Below are 18,868 nucleotides of genomic sequence, written 5' to 3'. Positions count from 1 at the left end.
CCGAGGTGTTTTAACGTGACGCGTCGCGGTACACCGCGAGCGCCTGTTCGAGACGGGCGCGGGCATTGGCATCGAGCGGCTGGGCGGGTGAACGCGCCGGACCGGCCGGCATGCCGAGCATTTGCGCCGCGGTCTTCAGCACCACCGGCATCGTGCCGAGCGCGAAGGCGTCACGCAGCGCGCGCAGCGATTCCTGCGCCTTGCGTGCGGCCGCGATATCGCCAGCCTGAAAGTGCTTCCAGATCGACGTGACGACATCCGGTACCGCATTCGTGGTCGCGGCCACCGCGCCGTCGCCGCCTGCGATCAGGGTCCACAGAATCATCGAGTCGGTGCCGGTGAACACCGCGAAATCGTCGCGGCGCAGATTGATCAGTTGCAGCAAACGGTCGAAATCCCCACCGCTATCCTTGATACCGCGAATGTTGGGGATCTCGGCCAGGCGGCGCACCGTGTCCACGGTCAAGGTGATGCCGGCCTTCGCGGGGATCGTGTAGAGCATCACCGGCAAGGTGGTGGCCCGCGCGATCCGTTCATAGTGCGTGAACAGTTCCGGCTGCGTCGCGCCGTTGAAATACGGTGTGATCACCGACACCGCATCCACGCCCACGTCGAGCATCTTGCTGTTCAGATCGATCACGTCGCGCGTGGCATACGCGCCGGTACCGGCAATCACCGGCACGCGCGAGCGCGCCTGGTCGACGGCGATCTTCGCGATCCGCAGTTTCTCCGCTTCGTTCAACGCGATGAATTCGCCGTTGGTGCCGAGCACGAACAGCGCATGCACACCGGCCTCGATCAGGCGTTCGATCAGTGCGCGCAAACCCGCTTCATCGACCTCTTCCGAAGCCGTCATCGGCGTGATGAGGGCGGGAATGATCCCTTTGAACAAGACTGTCATGCTCGACTCCACTTCTACGAAGGAAGGCTCGAGGTTGTGGCTCGAGGCCTTCCTGTTTAATCAGACTGCTCGAATCGTTCAGAACTTGTGACGCAAGCCCAGCGCCGTGACGAACTGATGCGAGGTGCTCGACGCCGTAATCGGCCATAGCGCCGCGGTTGCCGCGCGGCCGGTCGAATCGATGCCGCTCGCCGCCTGCCAGCCGGCGCTGAGATACACGTCGGTGCGCTTCGACAGGAAGTAGTCGGCGCCGGCGTTCACCTGGTTGTAGTGCGCGTCGCCGGCGCCGTGCGTACGGGTGTAGTTGTAGGCCACACCGAGCAGCGTGGCCGGCGTCAGTTGATAGCGAAAGTTGGCTTCGACGTTATCGAAGGTCGCGGTATCGCCGGCAAAACGCGCCACGGGTGCGGACGCCGCGCCCGACCCCAGATCCTTGAACTTCGAGTTCGAGTAGATCAACCCAAAGGTGGCCGCCCCGAACGTGTACGCGCCGCCCACCGCCGCGATCTGAAGCGTACGCGCGGACGCGTAGCCGGAGTAGATCGGGGTATTGTTCGGCGAGATCGCCGCCGTACCGGCCGTGCCGTCGAACAGTCCGGTGTTCGGCGTAGTGGCGTTCATATAGGACGCCGCAACCACGAACGGACCGTTCGCATAGGTGGCGCCGAGCCCCCAGACGCGGTTATTCGAGAAGTCGCCGGCGGTGCCGCCAAAGCTGTACAAGCCGCTGAAGCGAAAGCCCGCATAGTCGTTACTGGTGAACTTCACGCTATTGCTAATCCGCTCATTCACGTAAAGGTTGTCCGTATTGCCCGGATGCGCGCCAAGACCGCCCGCCCACTGATTGGCCGCCGTCAGTGCACCGAGAAAATCCGCGGAGGTGTCGTTCTGCCGCCCCGCTGTCACCTTACCGAAACCGCCGCTCAAACCCACATAAGCGGCGCGCCCGAACTCACGGCCGTTCTGACCGAGCGTGCCGGCCGTGCTGCTGAAACCATTCTCGAGGACAAACAGCGCGCTCAGGCCGCCGCCCAGATCCTCCTGACCGCGCAATCCCCAGCGGCTGCCAGACAAGGTGCCGCTCGACATCTGGAGATTCGAGTGGCCTTTCTGGCTGTTCGAATAGACGAGCGACGTGTCGATCAATCCATACAGAGTAACGCTGCTTTGCGCATGCGCGCTGGTCGTGGCCGCACCGAGTACGCCCAATGTGGCCAGGACCTGGAAGGAACGCTTCTTCAATTGTGTCTCCGTGATTTTTCTTGATGGCAGGCCATGGCGCTTCGGCCACTTGCAGACGGTCGAGGCCTGTTAACGTGAGCGTTTCGCTCAATATAAACGACCGATTCGGTCAATATAATGATCGATTCAGTCGTTTGCAAGTATTTTTTTTGATTCGATCATGAAAACGATTGATTCGATCAATTTTGCGTCAACCGATCACGCAGCCGATGCAGCGGGACACAAAACAGTCGGCGGGAGGTGGCTATCGGGTAGGAGGTTGCTCGAAGTGACATAATTCCCGCGTCGTTGCTTTGCAACGCGACCACTACTTTCACGCCGCAAAACCAGGAGATTCAGATGAGCAAGGGATATTGGGTAACCGCGTACCGCGCAATCAAGGACCCGTCGAAGCTGGCCGCGTACGCACAGTTGGCAGCACCCGCGGTGGCCGCCGCTAACGGCAAATTCATCGTCCGCAGCGCGGCCGAAGAAGTTCGTGAGCAAGGTTTGAAGGAACGGACCGTCGTGATCGAGTTTCCGACCTACGAGCAGGCCGTTGCCGCCTACGAAAGCGACGCCTACAAGAAAGCGCTTGAAGCCCTAGCCGACGGCGCCGAGCGCGATCTGCGCATCGTTCGCGGCGCCGAGTAACGCGTACGCTCAGGTGGCCGCGGCGGCCTGCACAAGCGCGCCGATGCCGTCGATTGCTTTCATCAACTCCGCAGGCGCGCCATGCCGCGCCTGCAGATAGCTCGTAGCGTTATACGAGAACCACACCTCGCCGGCTTCGTCCTGCCACACCAGCACCTTGAGCGGCAGATCGAGCGCCACGCTCGGCGCGGCCAGCATCAGCGGCGTCCCGGCCCGCGGATTGCCGAACACCAGCAATTGCGACGGCGGCATCGCCAGCCCCGCGCGCTGCGCATCCGCGGCGAAATCGATACGGGCAAACAGGATGATGTGCTTCGCTTCGATCAGCGACGCAAACGCGTCGGCGCCCTGCTCGACTGTGCGTTGCGTGGGTACATTGACAATGCCGTTGTCGGCGGTGAGCGCGGACATGGATTTCCTCCGAGTGTTGACGTCTGTTATCCCCACCTTCGTTCTAGTCGCCGATTCCGCGATTTGCCAACTTCAACGAAGCGACCCGTAAGGATTTCCTGACCCGAAGTTCAGCATCGACCGTCCATTTTTTCTCGATGTCCCGACAGCCCCGGAATAAATGACCGCATACGATGCATGCATCGTCTACCGTCATTTGCCTGGGGCTGTCATGTTCCCTTACCTGTCCGAGCGCGAGAATTCCGTCGAGCATATCAACACGATGTGCCTGAATTTCTTCGACGTGTGGTGCGAAAGCAGAAGCGTGGTGCCGTTGAGGTATCTGCTAAGCGGTTGGCCGTTGACGAATAGCGACCCGGAATCCCTTCGGCGTCTCGCCACCGCGCTGCGCGATCTCCGACGGCATCATCTGTACGACGCCAGGGGCGCCTCGTTTGAAGAGCTCTGCGAACTGTCGGATTGCGTCGAGGATCTGCTGGCCCTCTCGTCGCTATCGTCGCTCTCGTCCCAGTCGACGTGGGCGGCGGGCAATGCGTAACACGTAGCGCGACCGGAGAAGCCGGGCCTCGCGCCAGTGAACAGGTAACCGGCAACAGGCAACAGGCAGGGGAGAAAGCGTGCATTTCAACGAAATCAGCGACGAGGAATGGCGGCAGTTGGCGCCGATCCTGTCGGATGCGATCATCGCTCATGGGCAACGCGGCCGGCCTCGTGTGCGGGTGCGACTCGTGGCCAATGCCGTGCTGTGGATTCTCACCACCGGCGAATCGTGGTCACGCTTGCCGGGCACTTTCCCGTCCGTGCCGACATGCCGGCGCAGCCTCGAAAAATGGCGGTCGACCGGTGCCCTCGCGGAAATGCACCGGCTTCTCTCGAACGCCGGCCGCACGTTTCGCTGCGGGCCGGACGGCCTGCCGGAACTCCGCCACGCCGCGCCGCGGACCATTGAGCGTCAACCCAGGGACGAGGGCCTCCGGCAGGTATTCTGGAAAGACCAGGCGGCGTGGCAGGCACCGGAGGCCCCACGGCGGCCGCGTCTCACGATGGATACGTTCACCCGGATCGCACAGCAGTTGCCGAATGCTTCGCACACCCGGCCTGAGCATGTCTCATCCTGCGGGCCGGCCGGGCGCCCGCAGAGCCTTCATCGGACTGTCTCGCCCTGGATGGGTCTTGCGTCGAACGGCCGATGCGAACTCGATCCGCGCGGCTACGTTATTTATCTCGTCGCCGATCCGGTCGCCAACGGCCGCTTCCGCGGCTGGGCCGAGATCGTGCGGGATGCCCGGCGGATGGCGCGCTCCGGACTGATTGGCCCAAGCTTCAGGAACAGCGAGGCGGCCCAGCAATATGCCTTCGAATGGGCGCGGCGCTGGATCGACGAGGCACTCGGCAACAATAGCGAGGACGCCGAGCTCGAGAACGATCTCTGGCAGCGAAAACTCCGCTCAGGGTAAGCGGGTGCACAGCGGTCCATTAGAGGCACGCCCGCGCGATCACGATTTCTCAGAGCATCCAGTACTCGTCTGGAATTCTGCGGTCCGCTTCGGAGAGGTAGGGATTATCCAGTTGAAAGGTCTTGCGCAACGCGGGTTTTGCGAGGCCCAGCGCATTTTGAATGTAGGGATGCGAATTAAACAGTTTCATGTAAGTCCCGTCGCGATACGCCAGCACGAGCCCCCGCTCGATCGTCTGCGCGAGCGCCGCGTGGCCCGTCGCGACGTAAAAAATAAAATCGGACCGGTACTTCAGCATCAGCCGGTTCTCGACGACCAGATCAGGCTCGAGATGCCGGCGAGCCTCCAGTTCGGCGAACGCTTCAACCACGCCTCTTGGAAAATAGTCAACCCGCCCGCTCTGGGTCATTTCGAACAGCGACTCGTAAGTCGACGTTTGAACATCCAGACCGGTTGTCCGCAGGATGTCGGTATCGATCCATCCTAGCCCCTGACAGCACGTGAACGCTTTCAGATCCGAAAAGCGCTCGACTCTGTCGAAATCGCGTTGCCGGTCCTTTCTTATGATGAATATCCGATAGCCGATCAACCCGCGATGGATCGGAATCCGCACCACGTTCAGGCCGCGTTCGGACCTCGCCTCCATGCTCGTCCAGTGCAGATTGATCGTATTGTTGCCGTTTGCCAGTTCGGCCAGCGCGCGGCCACGCTCCATGACAATGTCGGTCTGCTGCGCCGTATAGGCGGCTTGCGCCGTTTTCATCGCCAGATCGAGGACAGCGAGCGCAAACGCAGCATGCACGTCCCCACCGGGACGAATGCGTGGATAGACGATACTGAAAGGCCCGGCCGACGCGGCAGGCGTGCCAAGCGTCAAGCCCGCGGCGCCCAGCGCGGCCAGTACGAAACGCCTGCGATGCATGAATGGAAAGGTTTCTCGACACGGGATGGTGCGCCCGGATTGGCGCATCGCCGCTCAGGTGCGCACCTGAACGGTGTTTCATCGTGCCATGCGTAACGCATACTGGCAAACCGTGCTTTCCCGCTGCCGCAGCAGGCGCTTCAGTGCGCCGGCGTGATCAGTGAACCGCGCCGAACATTGCGTTGACCCCTTCCACGGGCGTCAGTCCTACGTTGAAATAGCCCTCCAGCCTCGAGGCGGTCGCGTCGTCGAGTATGAAAGGCGGCCGGATGAAGCCGGTCGAAAACGCATGGTCATACCATTCGCTCATCCACACACGCAATTCCGTCTCGTGCTTCGACAACTCCGCCGAGTGCTCCGCGCTCATTCACGACCTCCCTTGTCCGGCGCTGTCAGATCACGCCACGAGCCGCTCAAAGCCCATCCTGCCAAGATTGTCCACGGGCGGGAATACATGCCAGGTGCCGTCGCCGTGCCGGTAGAAGAACAACACGATCGGACCGCCGGGCCGGCTGACTTCGATGCAGACCCGGCAGCTCGTCCCGTCCCGCGAGGCATGCAGCGCGATTAAGCGGGCCGGCAGTGCGCCCGCGGTTGCCTGCAATTTCTCGCGCAAGCCGCGCAATGAGTCTCTCGTTGCCATCGCTTCCGCCCCTCGCGCAACTCGTTCGCGTCTGACAATCGTGGGCTAACGGGATATTTTTTTCCGTCAGGAGCAATGGATTGTGCATTCAGGAAACACTGCTTCGAGGCTCAGGATTTCCTGAATGGCGTGCGTTACTCCGTGACCAGACCGTGCCTGATTGCATATCGGATCAGCTCGGCGTTGTTGTTGAGGCCGAGCTTCTGCATCAAGCGCATCTTGTGGGTGCTGATGGTCTTGGCACTGAGCGAGCACGATTCGGCGATCTCGTTGATGGCCTGGCCGGCCGCCAGCATTTGCAACACCTGGAATTCACGGTCGGACAGAACCTCGTGCGGCGGCGCGTCGCCGGAATGGGTTTCGAAGACCATCGCATCGACCAGTTTCGGATCGATGAAGCGGCCGCCTCCGGCCAGCTTGCGGATCGCCGCGAGAAGCACGTCGGGATCGCTGTCTTTCGTCACATAGCCGGTTGCCCCGGCTCGCAGCGCGCGCGAAACGACCTGCGCCTCGTTGTGGATACTCAGCACGAGGATCGGCAAAGGAGGTTGCTCGGCACGCACGCGCCGGATCAGATCGACCCCGCTGATCCCGGGCATCGTCATGTCCAGCAACACCAGATCGAAGCGCTTCGTGCGCAGCCAGTCGAGCACTTCCGAACCTTGCGCGGCCTCGGCGGCGACGACGATGTCGGCGGTCGTCGCGATAATCTGTTTCAGGCCGCCCCGCACGACAGCGTGGTCGTCGGCAATCAGAACGTTAATCATGTGTTTTCCCCGCCTGTGAGCGGAATGTGAATGGAAATGGCTGTGCCCATGCCGGGTGCGCTGTCGATCGTCATCACGCCGCCGATCAGGCGGGCGCGTTCCTGCATGCCAAGGAGACCGTACGAATAGCCCCTGCTCGCCACGACCGGGTCGAAACCGCAGCCGTCGTCGCTCACGTGGAGGTCGAGCGCGGTCGCGTTGCTGGTCAGCGTCACGTCGACTCGCGCCGCATTCGCATGGCGCCCGGCATTGGTGAGCGAGGCCTGAACAATGCGAAACACGGCCGTAGCGCAAGCCTCCGGCAACACCGGCTCGCCGCCGTTGATGTGCAACTGGCACGGAATGCCGTTACGGCGCACAAAATCTTCAACCAGCCACTCCAGCGCCGACACCACCCCGAAGTTCAGCGCCACCGGCCGCAGATGGTTCGCGACGTTGCGGACCATCCAGATCGTTTTTTCGACAAGTTCACGCATGTCGTCGGCTTTGCGCATCGCATCGGAATCGTGGCCGAGGCGCATTTTAAGCAGCGAGACATCCATCCTCAAGGCGGTCAGCAGTTGGCCCAGTTCATCGTGAATTTCCATCGCGATACGCTTGCGCTCCTCCTCGCGAATCGCCTCCATGTACGCGGACAGTTCGCGCAACTGATTGCGCGATTCGAATAGCTCCTGCTCGATGCGCTTGCGCGCCGTGATGTCGTTCAGGCCCACGTAGATCGCCGGCGCATCGTCGAAGGTCGCCACGCGCGCCGTCGCCATGGCCCAGAACGACGACCCATCCGCTCGCCGCAAATGGACTTCGCTGTTGCTGAAGCTGCCTTCATTGCGCAGATGCGAGACCAGCCGGTCGCGATCGCCGGCATCCACGTAGAGGTCGACGATATTGGTCAGCATGCCCGCGCGCGCGTCGAGACCGAACAGTTCGCGCAGCGGTTCATTCGCGTACAGAATGACGCCTTCGGGCATCGACGTGATGCACAGCGGAATGGGGCTGGTTTCGACAATCGTGCGAAAACGCGCTTCGCTTGCCTGTAATTTCGCTTCCGCCCGGCGGCGTTCGTCGACCTGGGCGGACAGCCTCGCGTTCGATTCCGCCAGTTGCCTCGTGCGCTGCTCGACCTGCTGTTCGAGGACATCGCGCGCGAGCGACAATTCGGTCTCGGCCTGCTGGCGCACCGCCACCTCTTTGAGCAACTGGCGGTTCTGCGCGACCAGTTGCCGGTGCATCACGCGCAGCGCGAGGTGAGTTTCGATTCGCGCCATCATTTCATTGACGCGCACGGGCTTCGCCACATAATCGACGCCGCCGGCCGAGAAGCCCTCGACCATGTCGTCGCCGCCCGTCAACGAGGTCATGAAGATCACCGCGATATCGCGTGTGCGCTCATTCGCCTTGAGCCGCCGGCAGGTCTCGAAGCCGTCGATACCCGGCATCTTCACGTCGAGCAGGATCAGGTCGGGCTGCGAAAAGAGCGCGCGTTCGAGCGCCTCCTCGCCATCCAGTGCAACGAGTACCCGAAAACCGCGCTCTGTCAGGCTATCGACAACCACACCGAAATTCGCGGGTGTGTCGTCCGCGATAAGGATCGTCGGCCGTTCGCCGGCCTCTGCGTTGGCTTCGTTCATGGCTTGGGCTCGACATTCAGGTATCGTTCGACCAACTGAAGAATAGCCTTCGATTGATAGTCCCGGGCGAGCGCGCGCAACGGCGCCGTGAACGCGTGGTAACGCGGATCGCGCGCCGCCATTGTCTCGGCCCAGACAATGATTTCATGCATGTCGCCAAGGCGGGCGAGATGATGGAGCTCTTCCATCTGCTGCCTGGGCACGGCCGCGAGGCCGATCCCGGGCATATTGGCGCGCGTGGACGATACCGGCGTCGCTTGAATCCAGGTTAGTCCAAGCAATGTGGCGATCTGGGTCAGCAACGCTTCGAGATCGAGCGGTTTGGACAGGAAGGCGTTGGCGCCCGCGTCCATGCTCATCGCCCGGTTGGTTCCGGAAGGACTGGCGGACATCGCAATGATCGGGAGCTGGGCGAACGCCTCCAGTTGGCGCAGCTTGCGGGTCAGCTCGAGTCCATTCATTTCGGGCATCACGATGTCCGTGAGAATGAGTGCGGGGTGTTCGTGCTGCGCCTTCTCAAAACCCTCACGACCGTTTTCCGCTTCGACCGTGGCAAAGCCGAGACGGCCCAGCAGGTCCACCACGATCGCGCGATTGATCTCGACGTCGTCGACCACCAGCACCTTGCGGCGCGGCCCTTCATAACCCTGCACGGCATCCGGGCGCGACGCCGCGGCCGTGGCCGTATGCGATGCCGGCGGCACGTTCGCCGCCGGCAGTTCGAAGCGGAAAACGCTGCCCTGCCCGACGCGGCTTTCGACCTCGATCCGGCCGCCCATCGCACTCACGAACTCCCGGCTGATCGCCAAACCGAGGCCGGCCCCGCCGGCGCGCCGCTCGGCTGCGCCCAATTGCTCGAAGGGCTCGAAGATCGTGTTCAACTGATCGGGACCGATGCCGATCCCGGTGTCGCGCACCTCGAAACAGACACGGTTCGACGCGGACCTCGAGATATACAGGCCGACGTAACCAGAATCGGTGAACTTCACCGCGTTTGCAAGCAGGTTGAGCACCACCTGGCGCAAGCGCCGCTCATCGGCACGCACCCCCGCAGGTGCATCCGCGGCAATCTCGCAGATGAAGCCAAGACGCTTTTGCTCCGCCTTCACGCCGATGATTTCCCGAATCACATCGACAAACCCGGCCAGACGCACGTCACAGATTTCGACTCGCAGCTTGCCCGCTTCAATTCTCGCGAAATCGAGCGTGTCTTCGATCAGGGTCAGCAGATGTTCGCCGCTTTTGCGGATCGCCTCGACGCGTTCGCGCTGCCGCTCGCTCAGCATCGGATCGCGCGCCAGGATCTGCGCATAGCCAAGAATGCCGTTCAGCGGTGTGCGTAGTTCATGACTCATGTTCGCCAGGAATTCGCCTTTGGCCCGGTTGGCTGCTTCGGCCAGATTGCGGGCCTCGCGTTCAGCCGCGGCATCACGCTCGTCGCGATACGCGTAATACAAACGCGCGCTCATCGTATTGAACGCGGCCGCCACGCGGTCGAGTTCGTCCGGCTCGCGGGGCTTGCGCCGCTGGAGCATGAACGGCTGGGGCGTTTTACGGAAATCGTAGCTTTCCACCGTGCGCGCAATCGCAGCGACGTGCCGCATCACGAGACGGGACAGGATGTAGACGATGAACAGCGAGACGAGGAAGGTATTGGCGGCCTGCGTGACCAGAATCATCGCGGCGGTTCGCATTAGCTCGTCGTACAGATCGAGCAGCGTCGCCTCGACGTAGAGCTCGCCGATCTGCCGCTCCTTGCCCTGTACGCTGTAGACCAGCGGAAACGTGCGGGCGACGACCGGGTCGGCCGAGCGCTGGCCGGCGCTGATGTAGGCGGATTGTCCCGTCGCCCCCGCCTCGCGAATTTCCACGGCGCGGATGTCGGCGAGACGCAGAATGCCGTTCAGTTCCAGTTGCAGTTGGGCACGGTCCAAGCGCCAGAGGGCTTCAGCGAGACTGTCGCGATTGCTGCGGTCGATGTCCGCGAGGCGGCTCTCGATCTGCTCGACTCCAAGGTGGTAATCACGGTACAACTGCAAGCCTGTCAACAGCACAGTGACGGCGCAACTGACCAGCAGCACCGTCACGAGCAGCCGCAACACAAGGCTGCCCCGCAAGCGGCCGATCAAACTCCACCATGTGTCGAACAGATTGTGCTTCATACATCCCCGCGAGTGCTACGGTTCTAGTTTCGTCTATTCTGCACTCGTTGCCGCAGCGGAATACCGACACGTCGGGCGCCGCGTCGGCAGGTGGCAATTCAAGGTTTGCGCCTGCCTGGCCAGTCGATGGTGAGCCCGTTCGGGGTTTCCCCCGGGCTTTAGCGGCGCTCACGCGAAGTGAAACGCGCGCTGACTCCTCCGCGCAAGAGCGTTTATATCCCGTACAGGACCCGCACCACCGGCGGCGCATCGGCTACCGCCTTCACATAGATCCGGGGATATAGCACGATCTCATCGATGCAGGAAACCAGTTCGCAGAGGATCGGCCAGATGCGTCCGCCAAGCGCGTCGGGATTCGATCTGCCGAGTTCGCGCAAGCCGTCCGCCAACCGTTTCACGGAGGCGTGTCCCTTATCCGGCAACGGCCAGCTGTGCAACAGGTAACCGAGCGGAACGACACTTCGGCTTTCGCACCACGACTCGAACAGGTGCTGACACGCGGCGTTCAGGCGTTCAAACACGCGTTCGTGGTTTTCTGAATGACCGCTCATGAAAAGCCCATTGAACAAGACGACGATAAATCATCGTAGGGAGGCCGGCGGCGCCACGCAGTCAGGAAGCCCGGAAAAATGCACTTCCGGTCTGCTGAATATACCGTCAGGAAATCCTGAATGCCGCCGTCAAGGCTCTCAGGTCCGACATGCTCTGCACCCTGTCGAAATCCGCCTGACGATCCTTCCGTATGATGAATATCCCGCACCCCGATCAATCCGCAATTTTCCGGAATCCGTACCACCGACAAGCCGCATTCCGCTTCTGCGTCCATGCTGATCCAAAGCAGATGGATGGCGTTGCCATGCAGCGGCAGCGTGCCGCGATTCGTGTAAGCATATAAAGACGCGTTGCTTGCCAAGCAATGCGCCATGTACCGCTCCAACCCATCCAGCCACAGGAGTCGCCCGTGAGCCCGATATCTTCGCAGATCTCCGCCGCCCAGCACGCACTCGATACCGAGCCGCAGTACATCGATGCGCCCCTGTCGGCGGCCGCCGCGTTCCTCGTCCTCGTCGTCAAGGACGATGCCGCGTCGATCGCCACCGCCCGCTCCGTAGTCGCCAGCATCGACGACCTAGTCAAGAACGTCAGGATCCGGGCCAATCAGGCCGTGTTCACCTGCAACGTCGGGATTTCGCATCGCGCGTGGGGGCCGCTCACCGGGAAACCCGCGCCCAGCGAACTCGCGCCGTTCCGGGAAGTGCGGGGCGCCACGCACACGGCGGTGGCCACAGCGGGCGATCTGCTGTATCACATCCGTGCCGACTCCACGGACCTGATCATCGAGTTCGAGAAGATTCTGCTCGAGGCCTTCGGCGACTCCGTCACCGCAGTCGACGACGTGGCCGGCTTTCGCTACTTCGACGGACGCGACCTGCTCGAGTTCATCGACGGTACCGCGAACCCCGACGGCCTCAGCCTGCCCGCCGCGACGATCGTGGGCGACGAAGATCCGGCCTACGCCGGCGGCAGCTACGTCGTGATCCAGAAGTATCTGCACGACCTGGCGGCCTGGCGCGCGCAGACCGTGGAGGCTCAGGAGGCGATCATCGGGCGCACCAAGTTCGACAACGTCGAGTTGCCGGACGCAACAGAAGGCCAGAAGTCGCACAAGACGCTCTGCACGATCGAAGACGCCGACGGCGAGCACGACATCCTGCGCGACAACATGCCGTTCGCGATCCCCGGCCGCGGCGAGTACGGCACCTACTTTATCGGCTATTCACGTCATCTCTGGGTGATCGAGAAGATGCTGGAACGGATGTTCATCGGCAATCCTCCGCCGCTGCACGACCGGATCCTGGACTTCTCGAAGGCCGTCGCCGGCGTCACCTTCTTCGCGCCGGCCCGCAAGTTCCTGAGCGACCTGGGCGATTGACGGAGCGTTCATGTACAGAGACTATTTGTTCTACTGAGAGAACGCGCGCCGACAAGCTTACGGAGGCAACATGGCACCTGATCGAATCATGTTTATCCGGCATGCGGAGAAACCCGACGCCAGCGCCGGTCTCGGGATCGAAGCGGATGGCAAGGCCGACGAGGAAAGTCTGGCGGTTCGCGGCTGGCAGCGTGCTGGCGCGTTAGCGCGATTCTTCTGTCCGATCGACGAGACGCGTGCCGAGCGTCTCACGCCGGTCACAATATTCGCCGCGGGAAGCGGTCCCGCCAGTAAGAGCAAGCGCTCGATGCAGACCGTGACGCCGCTCGTTGCGCTGCTGCGGCAAACATCGCAGGTGAACTACATCACGACATACCTGAAGGACGATGGGGCTGCGCTCATGACGGACGTGCTGACGCAACGCGGCATCGTGCTGATCGCGTGGGAGCACAAAGTACTGCCATCGCTGATCGGACACGTGCCCGGCGCGCCCGTGGTTCCTGCTGCATGGCCGGATGAGCGCTTCGACATGGTCTGGATACTCGAGCGCGCAGAGGGCCGATGGTCATTCTCGCAACGTCCGCAACTGCTGCTCGCGGGCGATCGTGCCGAGCCGATCAGGTAGCCCTGCCGGTATGAGCGAACACGTCGCCGCGGCGGCTCGTCAGTCCGCGATGCCAGCGATACCCGAAGGCTTGCTCCCGATTAACTCGCTCAGTGCGTCGCTCACGGTTTCCAGCAGCACAAAGCGCAACTGGCTTCGTGCATCGACGGGGATGTCCTCGAGGTCCGGGGCATTACGCGCCGGCAGCAGTACCGTACCGATACCGGCGCGCAACGCGGCCAGCACCTTTTCCTTGATACCGCCCACCGGCAGAACGACACCACGCAGACTGATCTCGCCCGTCACCGCGCAATCGCTGCGCACGGCTCGGCCCATCAGCAGCGATGCAATTGCACTGAATATGGCCACCCCGGCACTGGGGCCGTCTTTCGGGACCGCGCCGGCCGGCACGTGGACATGAATGTCGCGCTTGTCGAAGGCCGCGCAATCGATATGCAACGCCTCGCATTGCGACTTGACCAGGGTCAGCGCGGCCTGGGCACTTTCCTTCATCACGTCGCCCAACTGACCGGTCAGCACCAGCCGGCCCCCGCCGGGCGTGCTGCTGGCTTCGATGAAAAGCAGTTCGCCGCCAACGGGTGTCCATGCCAGGCCGGTCACCACGCCGGGCAAACTGGTGCGCATCGCCATCTCGCGCTCAAAGCGGTGATGCCCCAATATCGACGACAAACGATCGGGTTCGATCCGTTCACGCGTGGCCGGGTCCTCGGCAACGCGCAACGCAACAGAACGGAATACCGAGCCGATCTGCCGCTCCAGGCTGCGCACGCCTGCTTCGCGTGTGTAGTCGCGGATAATGGCGCGCAGCGCCTCGTCGCTCAGTTCGCATTGTGCGGGGGTCAGCCCGCACGCCTCCAACTCGCGTGGAACCAGAAAGCGCCGGGCGATCTGAAACTTCTCGGCCTCGGTATAGCCGGGTAAATCGAGAATTTCGAGGCGGTCCCTCAAAGGCCCGGGGATACCTTCGAGCTGATTGGCCGTGGCAACGAACACGACGGCGGAGAGGTCGAACGGCACACCCAGGTAGTTGTCCCGGAAGGTGGCGTTCTGCTCGGGGTCCAGAACCTCGAGCATCGCGGCGCCCGGGTCGCCATGCACGCCATGGCCGAGCTTGTCGAGTTCATCCAGCAGCATGACGCAATTGCGCGCCCCCGCTTTGCGGATCGCCTGGACGATATTGCCGGGCATGGCGCCGATATACGTACGCCGATGGCCGCGGATTTCCGATTCGTCATGCACGCCGCCGAGACTCACCCGTACGAACGGCCGCGCGAGTGCCTGCGCAATGCTCTGTCCCAGTGATGTCTTGCCCACCCCGGGCGGGCCGAGAAAGCAAAGAATGGGCGCCTTGCCGTGCGGATTCAGCTTTCTGACGCCGAGATACTCGAGGATGCGGCGCTTGACCTTTTCCAGGCCGAAATGCGCGTCGTCGAGAATCTGCCTTGCACGGGCAATGTCGATCGGCGCCTCCGGCGCAAGCGCCCAAGGCAGTTCGGTCAGCCATTCGAGGTAGCTCACGCTGATCGAGTATTCGGACGACGCCTCCGGCATCCGCTCCAGCCGGCCGAGTTCCTTGCGGGCATGCGCTTCGACATCCGGCGGCATATGCGCGGCGTCAATCGCTTCGGCCAGCTTGCGAGCTTCTTCGCGGTTTTCGACGTTCTCGCCGAGTTCCTGCTGGATGGTCCTCAATTGCTCGCGCAGCATCATCTCGCGTTGGCGCTGATCGATCCGGCCGCGCGTCTGCTCGCCGATTTCCTGCGACAGGCGCAGAACTTCGATCCGGCCGGCGACGGCGTCGAGCACCTTGTCCAGCCGCTTGCAGAGGTCGAGCGTTTCGAGGATCTCCTGCTTACGGCCCGGCGGGATTTCGAGCAGGCCGGCCACGGTGTCGGCGAGCAGGCCAGGCGACTCGATCGCATCCAGGGCCCGCACAAGCTCGCCTCCGGCATTGGGCAGCAGCCCGATCATTTCCCCCGCGCGCTGCCTCAGAACCAGCGTGCGCGCGTCGATAGCGGAGTCGCGAAGCCTGGTATCGGGCAGCATTTCCACCCTGGCGGCCCTGAACCCGAGACCCGCCACCGGCGCGATCAGCCGGAAGCGCTCTACCCCCTGGCATATCAGGTGATGTGCACCGTCCTCCGGACTGGTGATGTAGCGCAGCACGTTGGCGACGGTGCCGATCGTGTTGAGACCGTCGAAGGAGGGGTCCTGCACCTGCGGATCGCGTTGCAGCACGATGCCCAGCGGCTGCTGGCGTTTCATCGCAGCTTGCACGTCTTCCTTGGTCTGCCCACGCCCCGCCATGAGCGGCAACACCATGCCCGGAAACAGCACGGCATTGCGCACCGGAAGCAGAATCAGGCTGTCCTTGGGAAGCGCGGGGATAGCCGACCCGTCCGGGCTCGCCGGATTGGTCTCAGGGGCCACACTGTCACTGTCCGTGCTCATCCTCGCTCCTCAAGCCGCCCGTGCCTGCCGGGCTCAATCCAGCCTCTCGAAGTCCAGCAACAGGCAACCATGTTCGAAATCGCGCCGTGCCAGGCGATAGTGCCCGGCCGGAAGCCGGATGTGTCGCTCGAAGCGGCCATACGGAATTTCCAGGCAGTGGATCACGCCCCCCGCGAAGGCCCGAGGCGTGGTTCGCTCAGCCGCGATGATCAGCATCGCGCCTTCGAGGTCCAGGCTCAAGCTATCGGGCGGCACACCCGGCAATGCGACCACGATCGCCAGCCGGCCGTCCTGCTCGTACACCTCGATAGGCGGCTCCCATACCGGCGCCCGCGCACGCTGCCCCGCTAAACGGAAGAACTGGCGATGCATGCGCTCGGCGCGCTCGAGTGCGTCGACGGCGGTTTCCCACATCATGGTATGGCGGGTGAAGGTCACGGCTGGCTCCCTGCCTGTTCTGTCAGCCCAACGCTGGCTGTCCATTTATCAAAGGCCAAGCCCGCACGCGTGTCAAGTCAGCACAGACGAATACAGCGAACGCGAGGCGCTGTGCCGGAACTGCGCGTCGCGCGCCCGGGCCGGTAACACCGCACGTGACAGCACTCGCTGCGTGTCCGAACCATGCTATCCATTCGTTGTGGTTTGGGCTTTGGACAGCGCCTCCACCAGCTTCAATTCGTCATCCAGCGAAAGATTGGTGTAGAGCACAGTCCCGCCCAGTTTCGCGAGATCGGCTTCCACTTTATCCAGCGTCACATCCTTAAGCAGCGCAAACAGCGCGGCCGCACCAGGCTGTATTTTTTGCTCCAGCGACTTCATGAAATTGTCATCGACACCGTATTCGCTCAATTTGCCCACCAACGCCCCGGATGCCGATCCCACCGCGGCGCCCAGCAACGGATTGAGAAACAGCCAACCGATCAGGCCGCCCCAGAATGCCCCTCTCAGCGCACCTGCCGCGGTTGGGTTTACCGTCTGATGTAATTTGATTTTGCCGTCGGCCGTGCGCTCAACCACGACCGCATCCTGCAGTTGCAAAAGGTATTCGCTCTGCAGTGTCTGCAACTCCTTCAATGCCTCTTCTGCAACTGCCAGGTCCTGGTAGGTAATCGCAATCAACGTAGACATGACATGACCTCAAGAGAGTGGAAGCTGGTGATCAAAACGTCAATTCGGAGATGACAGCTACGCCGTCCGCGCCTCAGGCCAGCGGGTCCAGAAGTCGACGTTGGACCCGTTGATTATAGTCAGGATGAACGCGGGCAATAGAGACCGAAATGTCGATGTACTTATCAATTCGCCCGATAGTTACTATCGTTTTCAACGCCTATTGATGCGAGCCGCCAATCGCGGCGAGAATGTCAGACAGCTAGCTCTCTCTGGTGTGGCCATACTCGTTTCATCGTCCCGATGCCCGCCCTTTCTCCGACTCCCGCCGAGCGCGCCGCGCTGCGCACCGAGGCGCAGGCGCTCAAGCCCGTCGTCCTGATCGGCGCCGAAGGGCTGACTGATGCTGTGCTCGCCGAAATCGACGTCCACCTCGCAGCGCACCATCTGATCAAGATCCGCGTGTCGGACGACGACCGCGGCGCACGCGATGCAATCTGCGAGCAGATTTGCGGCTGCCTCGATGCCGCCCCAATCCAGCATATCGGCAAGCTGCTGGTGATCTGGAAACCTGAAGCGAGCGAGTCCGATGCCATGCGCGGCGTGCATGGCGTCCGCGCGGATACCGGCGTGGCGAGGAAAGGTGCTGCGCCGCGCGTCGTCAAGGTCGTCAAGCGCTCGCCCAATGCACCGGCGATACGCCGTTCGAAGCGTCGAAAACTGCTGGTCCGCGGTAACGAGCGCGTGACCGCGGGCGGCAACGTCAAACGTGCGAAGAAACGCCAGACGAGCGCGAAGCGCCAGAGTCAGGGCCACAAATAATCCACACGCCGATGGCCCGCGAAGCATGTGCAACGCAATCTCGTGCGCATTGCACCGGTACTTCCTTTCGAGCAGTATTCATGCGTGACGCCGGTGCACTTCATCCGAAAGGCAACCTGTAACGCATGAATTTTTTCATGAGAGGTACTTTACGATGACCCAACAATTGATCGTCGCGGTTTTCAGCAACGTGACCGATGCGGAAAAAGCTGCCGCGGATTTCCGGACCCTCGAGGGAGAAGACGCGAACTTCAAGATCGACAGCGGCGTGATGGTTCAAAAAGACCTGGCCGGAAAAGTGAGCCTGCTCGGCACGAAGACGCAGCCATTCTGGGGCGTTGTAATCGGTGCCATAACGGGCGGCCTGATTGGCATGCTCGGTGGAACGTCCGGCGCCCTGCTCGGTTTCACGATAGGCGCGAGTACCGGGTTAGCCGGCGTTGCGCTTGTCGACATACTGGATCATGAATTCGTCGACTCCGTCAGCGGCGACTTCGCGCCGGGATCGTTTGCAATCATTCTCGAGGCTCGCGAAGCGACGCCCGAAGCGCTCGACAAAGTCGTTGCCGCTCATCACGGAATCGTCTACCGCAAGCCACTTGGTGCGTGAACCGGGCAAGCGCGGTGCATCGGCCTGATAGGGTTCTGGATTGACGCATCGGACATTAAACCGTCCACGCGGCCTGTTATGATCGCATCCGTTCCGGATTGATGAAAATGACCCAGACACTCGACGAAGGAGAGGTGGCATGAGCGGCTTGCGAACCATAATGAGTCTGTCGATCGTATGCGTGTGTTTGCTGGCCGGCTGCACGTCGACAATGGCGCAGCAGATTAAACCCGAGGACGTATCGGACTTCAAACCGGGCGTAACGACCGAGCAGCAAGTGCTGGCGAGACTGGGCACGCCGTCGTCAAGCTCCATCCTGCAAAATGGATCGACGTTCCTCGTATATGCATCCACCGAGGCACGGCCGCTTTCGGCGCTTTTTCTTTCGAACCTGAATCCGACAGTGGGCGGCAACAATGCCGCGCCTACCGCCACGATCAGTTTCGAGTTCGGGCCGGACGGCATATTGCGGGACTCACATACCGTTTCTTCGGGCTTCGCTCCGCAGACGCCCCGACAGCCATAAGTAAACGGGCGCGGGGGCGCTCATCCGC

Annotated in this window: 22 protein-coding genes; 8 read left to right on the top strand and 14 right to left on the bottom strand. The window is 62.2% G+C overall.

Annotation, left to right across the window (positions count from 1 at the left end; genetic code table 11):
- Positions 1-10: 10 nt before the first annotated feature.
- Together dapA and AC57B6_RS25735 are read right to left on the bottom strand one after the other, a co-directional pair.
- Positions 11-901, bottom strand: coding sequence for a 4-hydroxy-tetrahydrodipicolinate synthase (gene dapA / locus AC57B6_RS25740; protein WP_106353019.1), 891 nt, complete (start codon positions 899-901; stop codon positions 11-13).
- 78 nt (positions 902-979) lie between these two features.
- On the bottom strand, positions 980-2,143 hold the full coding sequence (locus AC57B6_RS25735; protein WP_081832895.1) for a porin: 1,164 nt from the start codon (positions 2,141-2,143) through the stop codon (positions 980-982).
- 339 nt (positions 2,144-2,482) lie between these two features.
- On the opposite strand from AC57B6_RS25735, the gene AC57B6_RS25730 reads away from it, so the two are divergent.
- The gene (locus AC57B6_RS25730; RefSeq protein ID WP_028194042.1) at positions 2,483-2,776 is read left to right on the top strand and encodes a DUF1330 domain-containing protein; all 294 of its coding nucleotides are present in this window, start codon (positions 2,483-2,485) and stop codon (positions 2,774-2,776) included.
- Between the two features lie 9 nt (positions 2,777-2,785).
- On the opposite strand, the gene AC57B6_RS25725 is transcribed toward AC57B6_RS25730, so the two are convergent.
- Complete coding sequence (locus tag AC57B6_RS25725) at positions 2,786-3,187, bottom strand: DUF302 domain-containing protein (protein WP_028194043.1); 402 nt, start codon at positions 3,185-3,187, stop codon at positions 2,786-2,788.
- A 160-nt stretch (positions 3,188-3,347) separates the two neighbouring features.
- On the opposite strand from AC57B6_RS25725, the gene AC57B6_RS25720 reads away from it, so the two are divergent.
- Both AC57B6_RS25720 and AC57B6_RS25715 read left to right on the top strand, forming a co-directional pair.
- On the top strand, positions 3,348-3,725 hold the full coding sequence (locus AC57B6_RS25720; RefSeq protein ID WP_496422364.1) for a hypothetical protein: 378 nt from the start codon (positions 3,348-3,350) through the stop codon (positions 3,723-3,725).
- 79 nt (positions 3,726-3,804) lie between these two features.
- Positions 3,805-4,644, top strand: a complete 840-nt coding sequence (locus AC57B6_RS25715) for a transposase (protein ID WP_496422363.1) — start codon at positions 3,805-3,807, stop codon at positions 4,642-4,644.
- Positions 4,645-4,693: 49 nt separating this feature from the next.
- On the opposite strand, the gene AC57B6_RS25710 is transcribed toward AC57B6_RS25715, so the two are convergent.
- The 8 genes from AC57B6_RS25710 to AC57B6_RS25675 form a co-directional block, all read right to left on the bottom strand.
- Positions 4,694-5,566 (bottom strand): transporter substrate-binding domain-containing protein, encoded by an 873-nt coding sequence (locus AC57B6_RS25710; RefSeq protein ID WP_216752160.1) that lies wholly within the window; start codon positions 5,564-5,566, stop codon positions 4,694-4,696.
- A gap of 157 nt (positions 5,567-5,723) precedes the next feature.
- Positions 5,724-5,933: a hypothetical protein gene (locus AC57B6_RS25705; RefSeq protein ID WP_028194045.1), complete on the bottom strand. Its 210-nt coding sequence runs from the start codon at positions 5,931-5,933 to the stop codon at positions 5,724-5,726.
- A 30-nt stretch (positions 5,934-5,963) separates the two neighbouring features.
- Entirely contained in the window at positions 5,964-6,209 is a 246-nt protein-coding gene (locus tag AC57B6_RS25700; RefSeq protein ID WP_496422362.1) for a hypothetical protein, read from the bottom strand.
- A 134-nt stretch (positions 6,210-6,343) separates the two neighbouring features.
- Positions 6,344-6,976 carry a response regulator gene (locus AC57B6_RS25695; protein ID WP_028194046.1) on the bottom strand — a complete coding sequence of 211 codons (633 nt, stop codon included), beginning with the start codon at positions 6,974-6,976 and terminating at the stop codon, positions 6,344-6,346.
- Entirely contained in the window at positions 6,973-8,604 is a 1,632-nt protein-coding gene (locus AC57B6_RS25690; protein WP_144194079.1) for a response regulator, read from the bottom strand. Before AC57B6_RS25690 ends, AC57B6_RS25695 begins: the two co-directional genes overlap by 4 nt.
- Positions 8,601-10,766 carry an ATP-binding protein gene (locus AC57B6_RS25685; RefSeq protein WP_496422361.1) on the bottom strand — a complete coding sequence of 722 codons (2,166 nt, stop codon included), beginning with the start codon at positions 10,764-10,766 and terminating at the stop codon, positions 8,601-8,603. Before AC57B6_RS25685 ends, AC57B6_RS25690 begins: the two co-directional genes overlap by 4 nt.
- Before the next feature lie 212 nt (positions 10,767-10,978).
- The gene (locus AC57B6_RS25680; RefSeq protein ID WP_496422360.1) at positions 10,979-11,317 is read right to left on the bottom strand and encodes a hypothetical protein; all 339 of its coding nucleotides are present in this window, start codon (positions 11,315-11,317) and stop codon (positions 10,979-10,981) included.
- Complete coding sequence (locus tag AC57B6_RS25675; RefSeq protein ID WP_183796755.1) at positions 11,314-11,691, bottom strand: hypothetical protein; 378 nt, start codon at positions 11,689-11,691, stop codon at positions 11,314-11,316. Before AC57B6_RS25675 ends, AC57B6_RS25680 begins: the two co-directional genes overlap by 4 nt.
- Before the next feature lie 36 nt (positions 11,692-11,727).
- On the opposite strand from AC57B6_RS25675, the gene AC57B6_RS25670 reads away from it, so the two are divergent.
- Positions 11,728-12,699 (top strand): Dyp-type peroxidase, encoded by a 972-nt coding sequence (locus AC57B6_RS25670; protein WP_496422359.1) that lies wholly within the window; start codon positions 11,728-11,730, stop codon positions 12,697-12,699.
- A gap of 70 nt (positions 12,700-12,769) precedes the next feature.
- Positions 12,770-13,324 carry a phosphoglycerate mutase family protein gene (locus tag AC57B6_RS25665; protein WP_496422358.1) on the top strand — a complete coding sequence of 185 codons (555 nt, stop codon included), beginning with the start codon at positions 12,770-12,772 and terminating at the stop codon, positions 13,322-13,324.
- 39 nt (positions 13,325-13,363) lie between these two features.
- Here the strand turns inward: AC57B6_RS25665 and lon are convergent, their stop codons facing one another.
- From lon to AC57B6_RS25650, 3 genes are all read right to left on the bottom strand, one after another.
- A complete protein-coding gene (lon, locus tag AC57B6_RS25660; protein ID WP_496422357.1) occupies positions 13,364-15,775 on the bottom strand; it encodes an endopeptidase La in 2,412 nt (803 codons plus the stop codon).
- A gap of 33 nt (positions 15,776-15,808) precedes the next feature.
- Positions 15,809-16,213 (bottom strand): Hsp20/alpha crystallin family protein, encoded by a 405-nt coding sequence (locus tag AC57B6_RS25655; protein ID WP_244207502.1) that lies wholly within the window; start codon positions 16,211-16,213, stop codon positions 15,809-15,811.
- A gap of 186 nt (positions 16,214-16,399) precedes the next feature.
- Positions 16,400-16,903: a DUF1269 domain-containing protein gene (locus AC57B6_RS25650; protein WP_496422356.1), complete on the bottom strand. Its 504-nt coding sequence runs from the start codon at positions 16,901-16,903 to the stop codon at positions 16,400-16,402.
- Between the two features lie 282 nt (positions 16,904-17,185).
- Between AC57B6_RS25650 and AC57B6_RS25645 the strand changes: the two genes are divergently transcribed.
- The 3 genes from AC57B6_RS25645 to bamE all read left to right on the top strand — a co-directional run bounded on the left by AC57B6_RS25645 (position 17,186) and on the right by bamE (position 18,840).
- Positions 17,186-17,704 (top strand): YhbY family RNA-binding protein, encoded by a 519-nt coding sequence (locus AC57B6_RS25645; protein ID WP_496422355.1) that lies wholly within the window; start codon positions 17,186-17,188, stop codon positions 17,702-17,704.
- Between the two features lie 154 nt (positions 17,705-17,858).
- Entirely contained in the window at positions 17,859-18,314 is a 456-nt protein-coding gene (locus AC57B6_RS25640) for a DUF1269 domain-containing protein (RefSeq protein WP_496422354.1), read from the top strand.
- A 139-nt stretch (positions 18,315-18,453) separates the two neighbouring features.
- The gene (bamE, locus tag AC57B6_RS25635) at positions 18,454-18,840 is read left to right on the top strand and encodes an outer membrane protein assembly factor BamE domain-containing protein (RefSeq protein ID WP_444514508.1); all 387 of its coding nucleotides are present in this window, start codon (positions 18,454-18,456) and stop codon (positions 18,838-18,840) included.
- Positions 18,841-18,868 lie beyond the last annotated feature (28 nt).

The sequence above is a fragment of the Paraburkholderia sp. BGA-UO-ETr-F12 genome, assembly GCF_059567945.1.
This window is presented reverse-complemented; position numbering and strand designations above follow the sequence as displayed.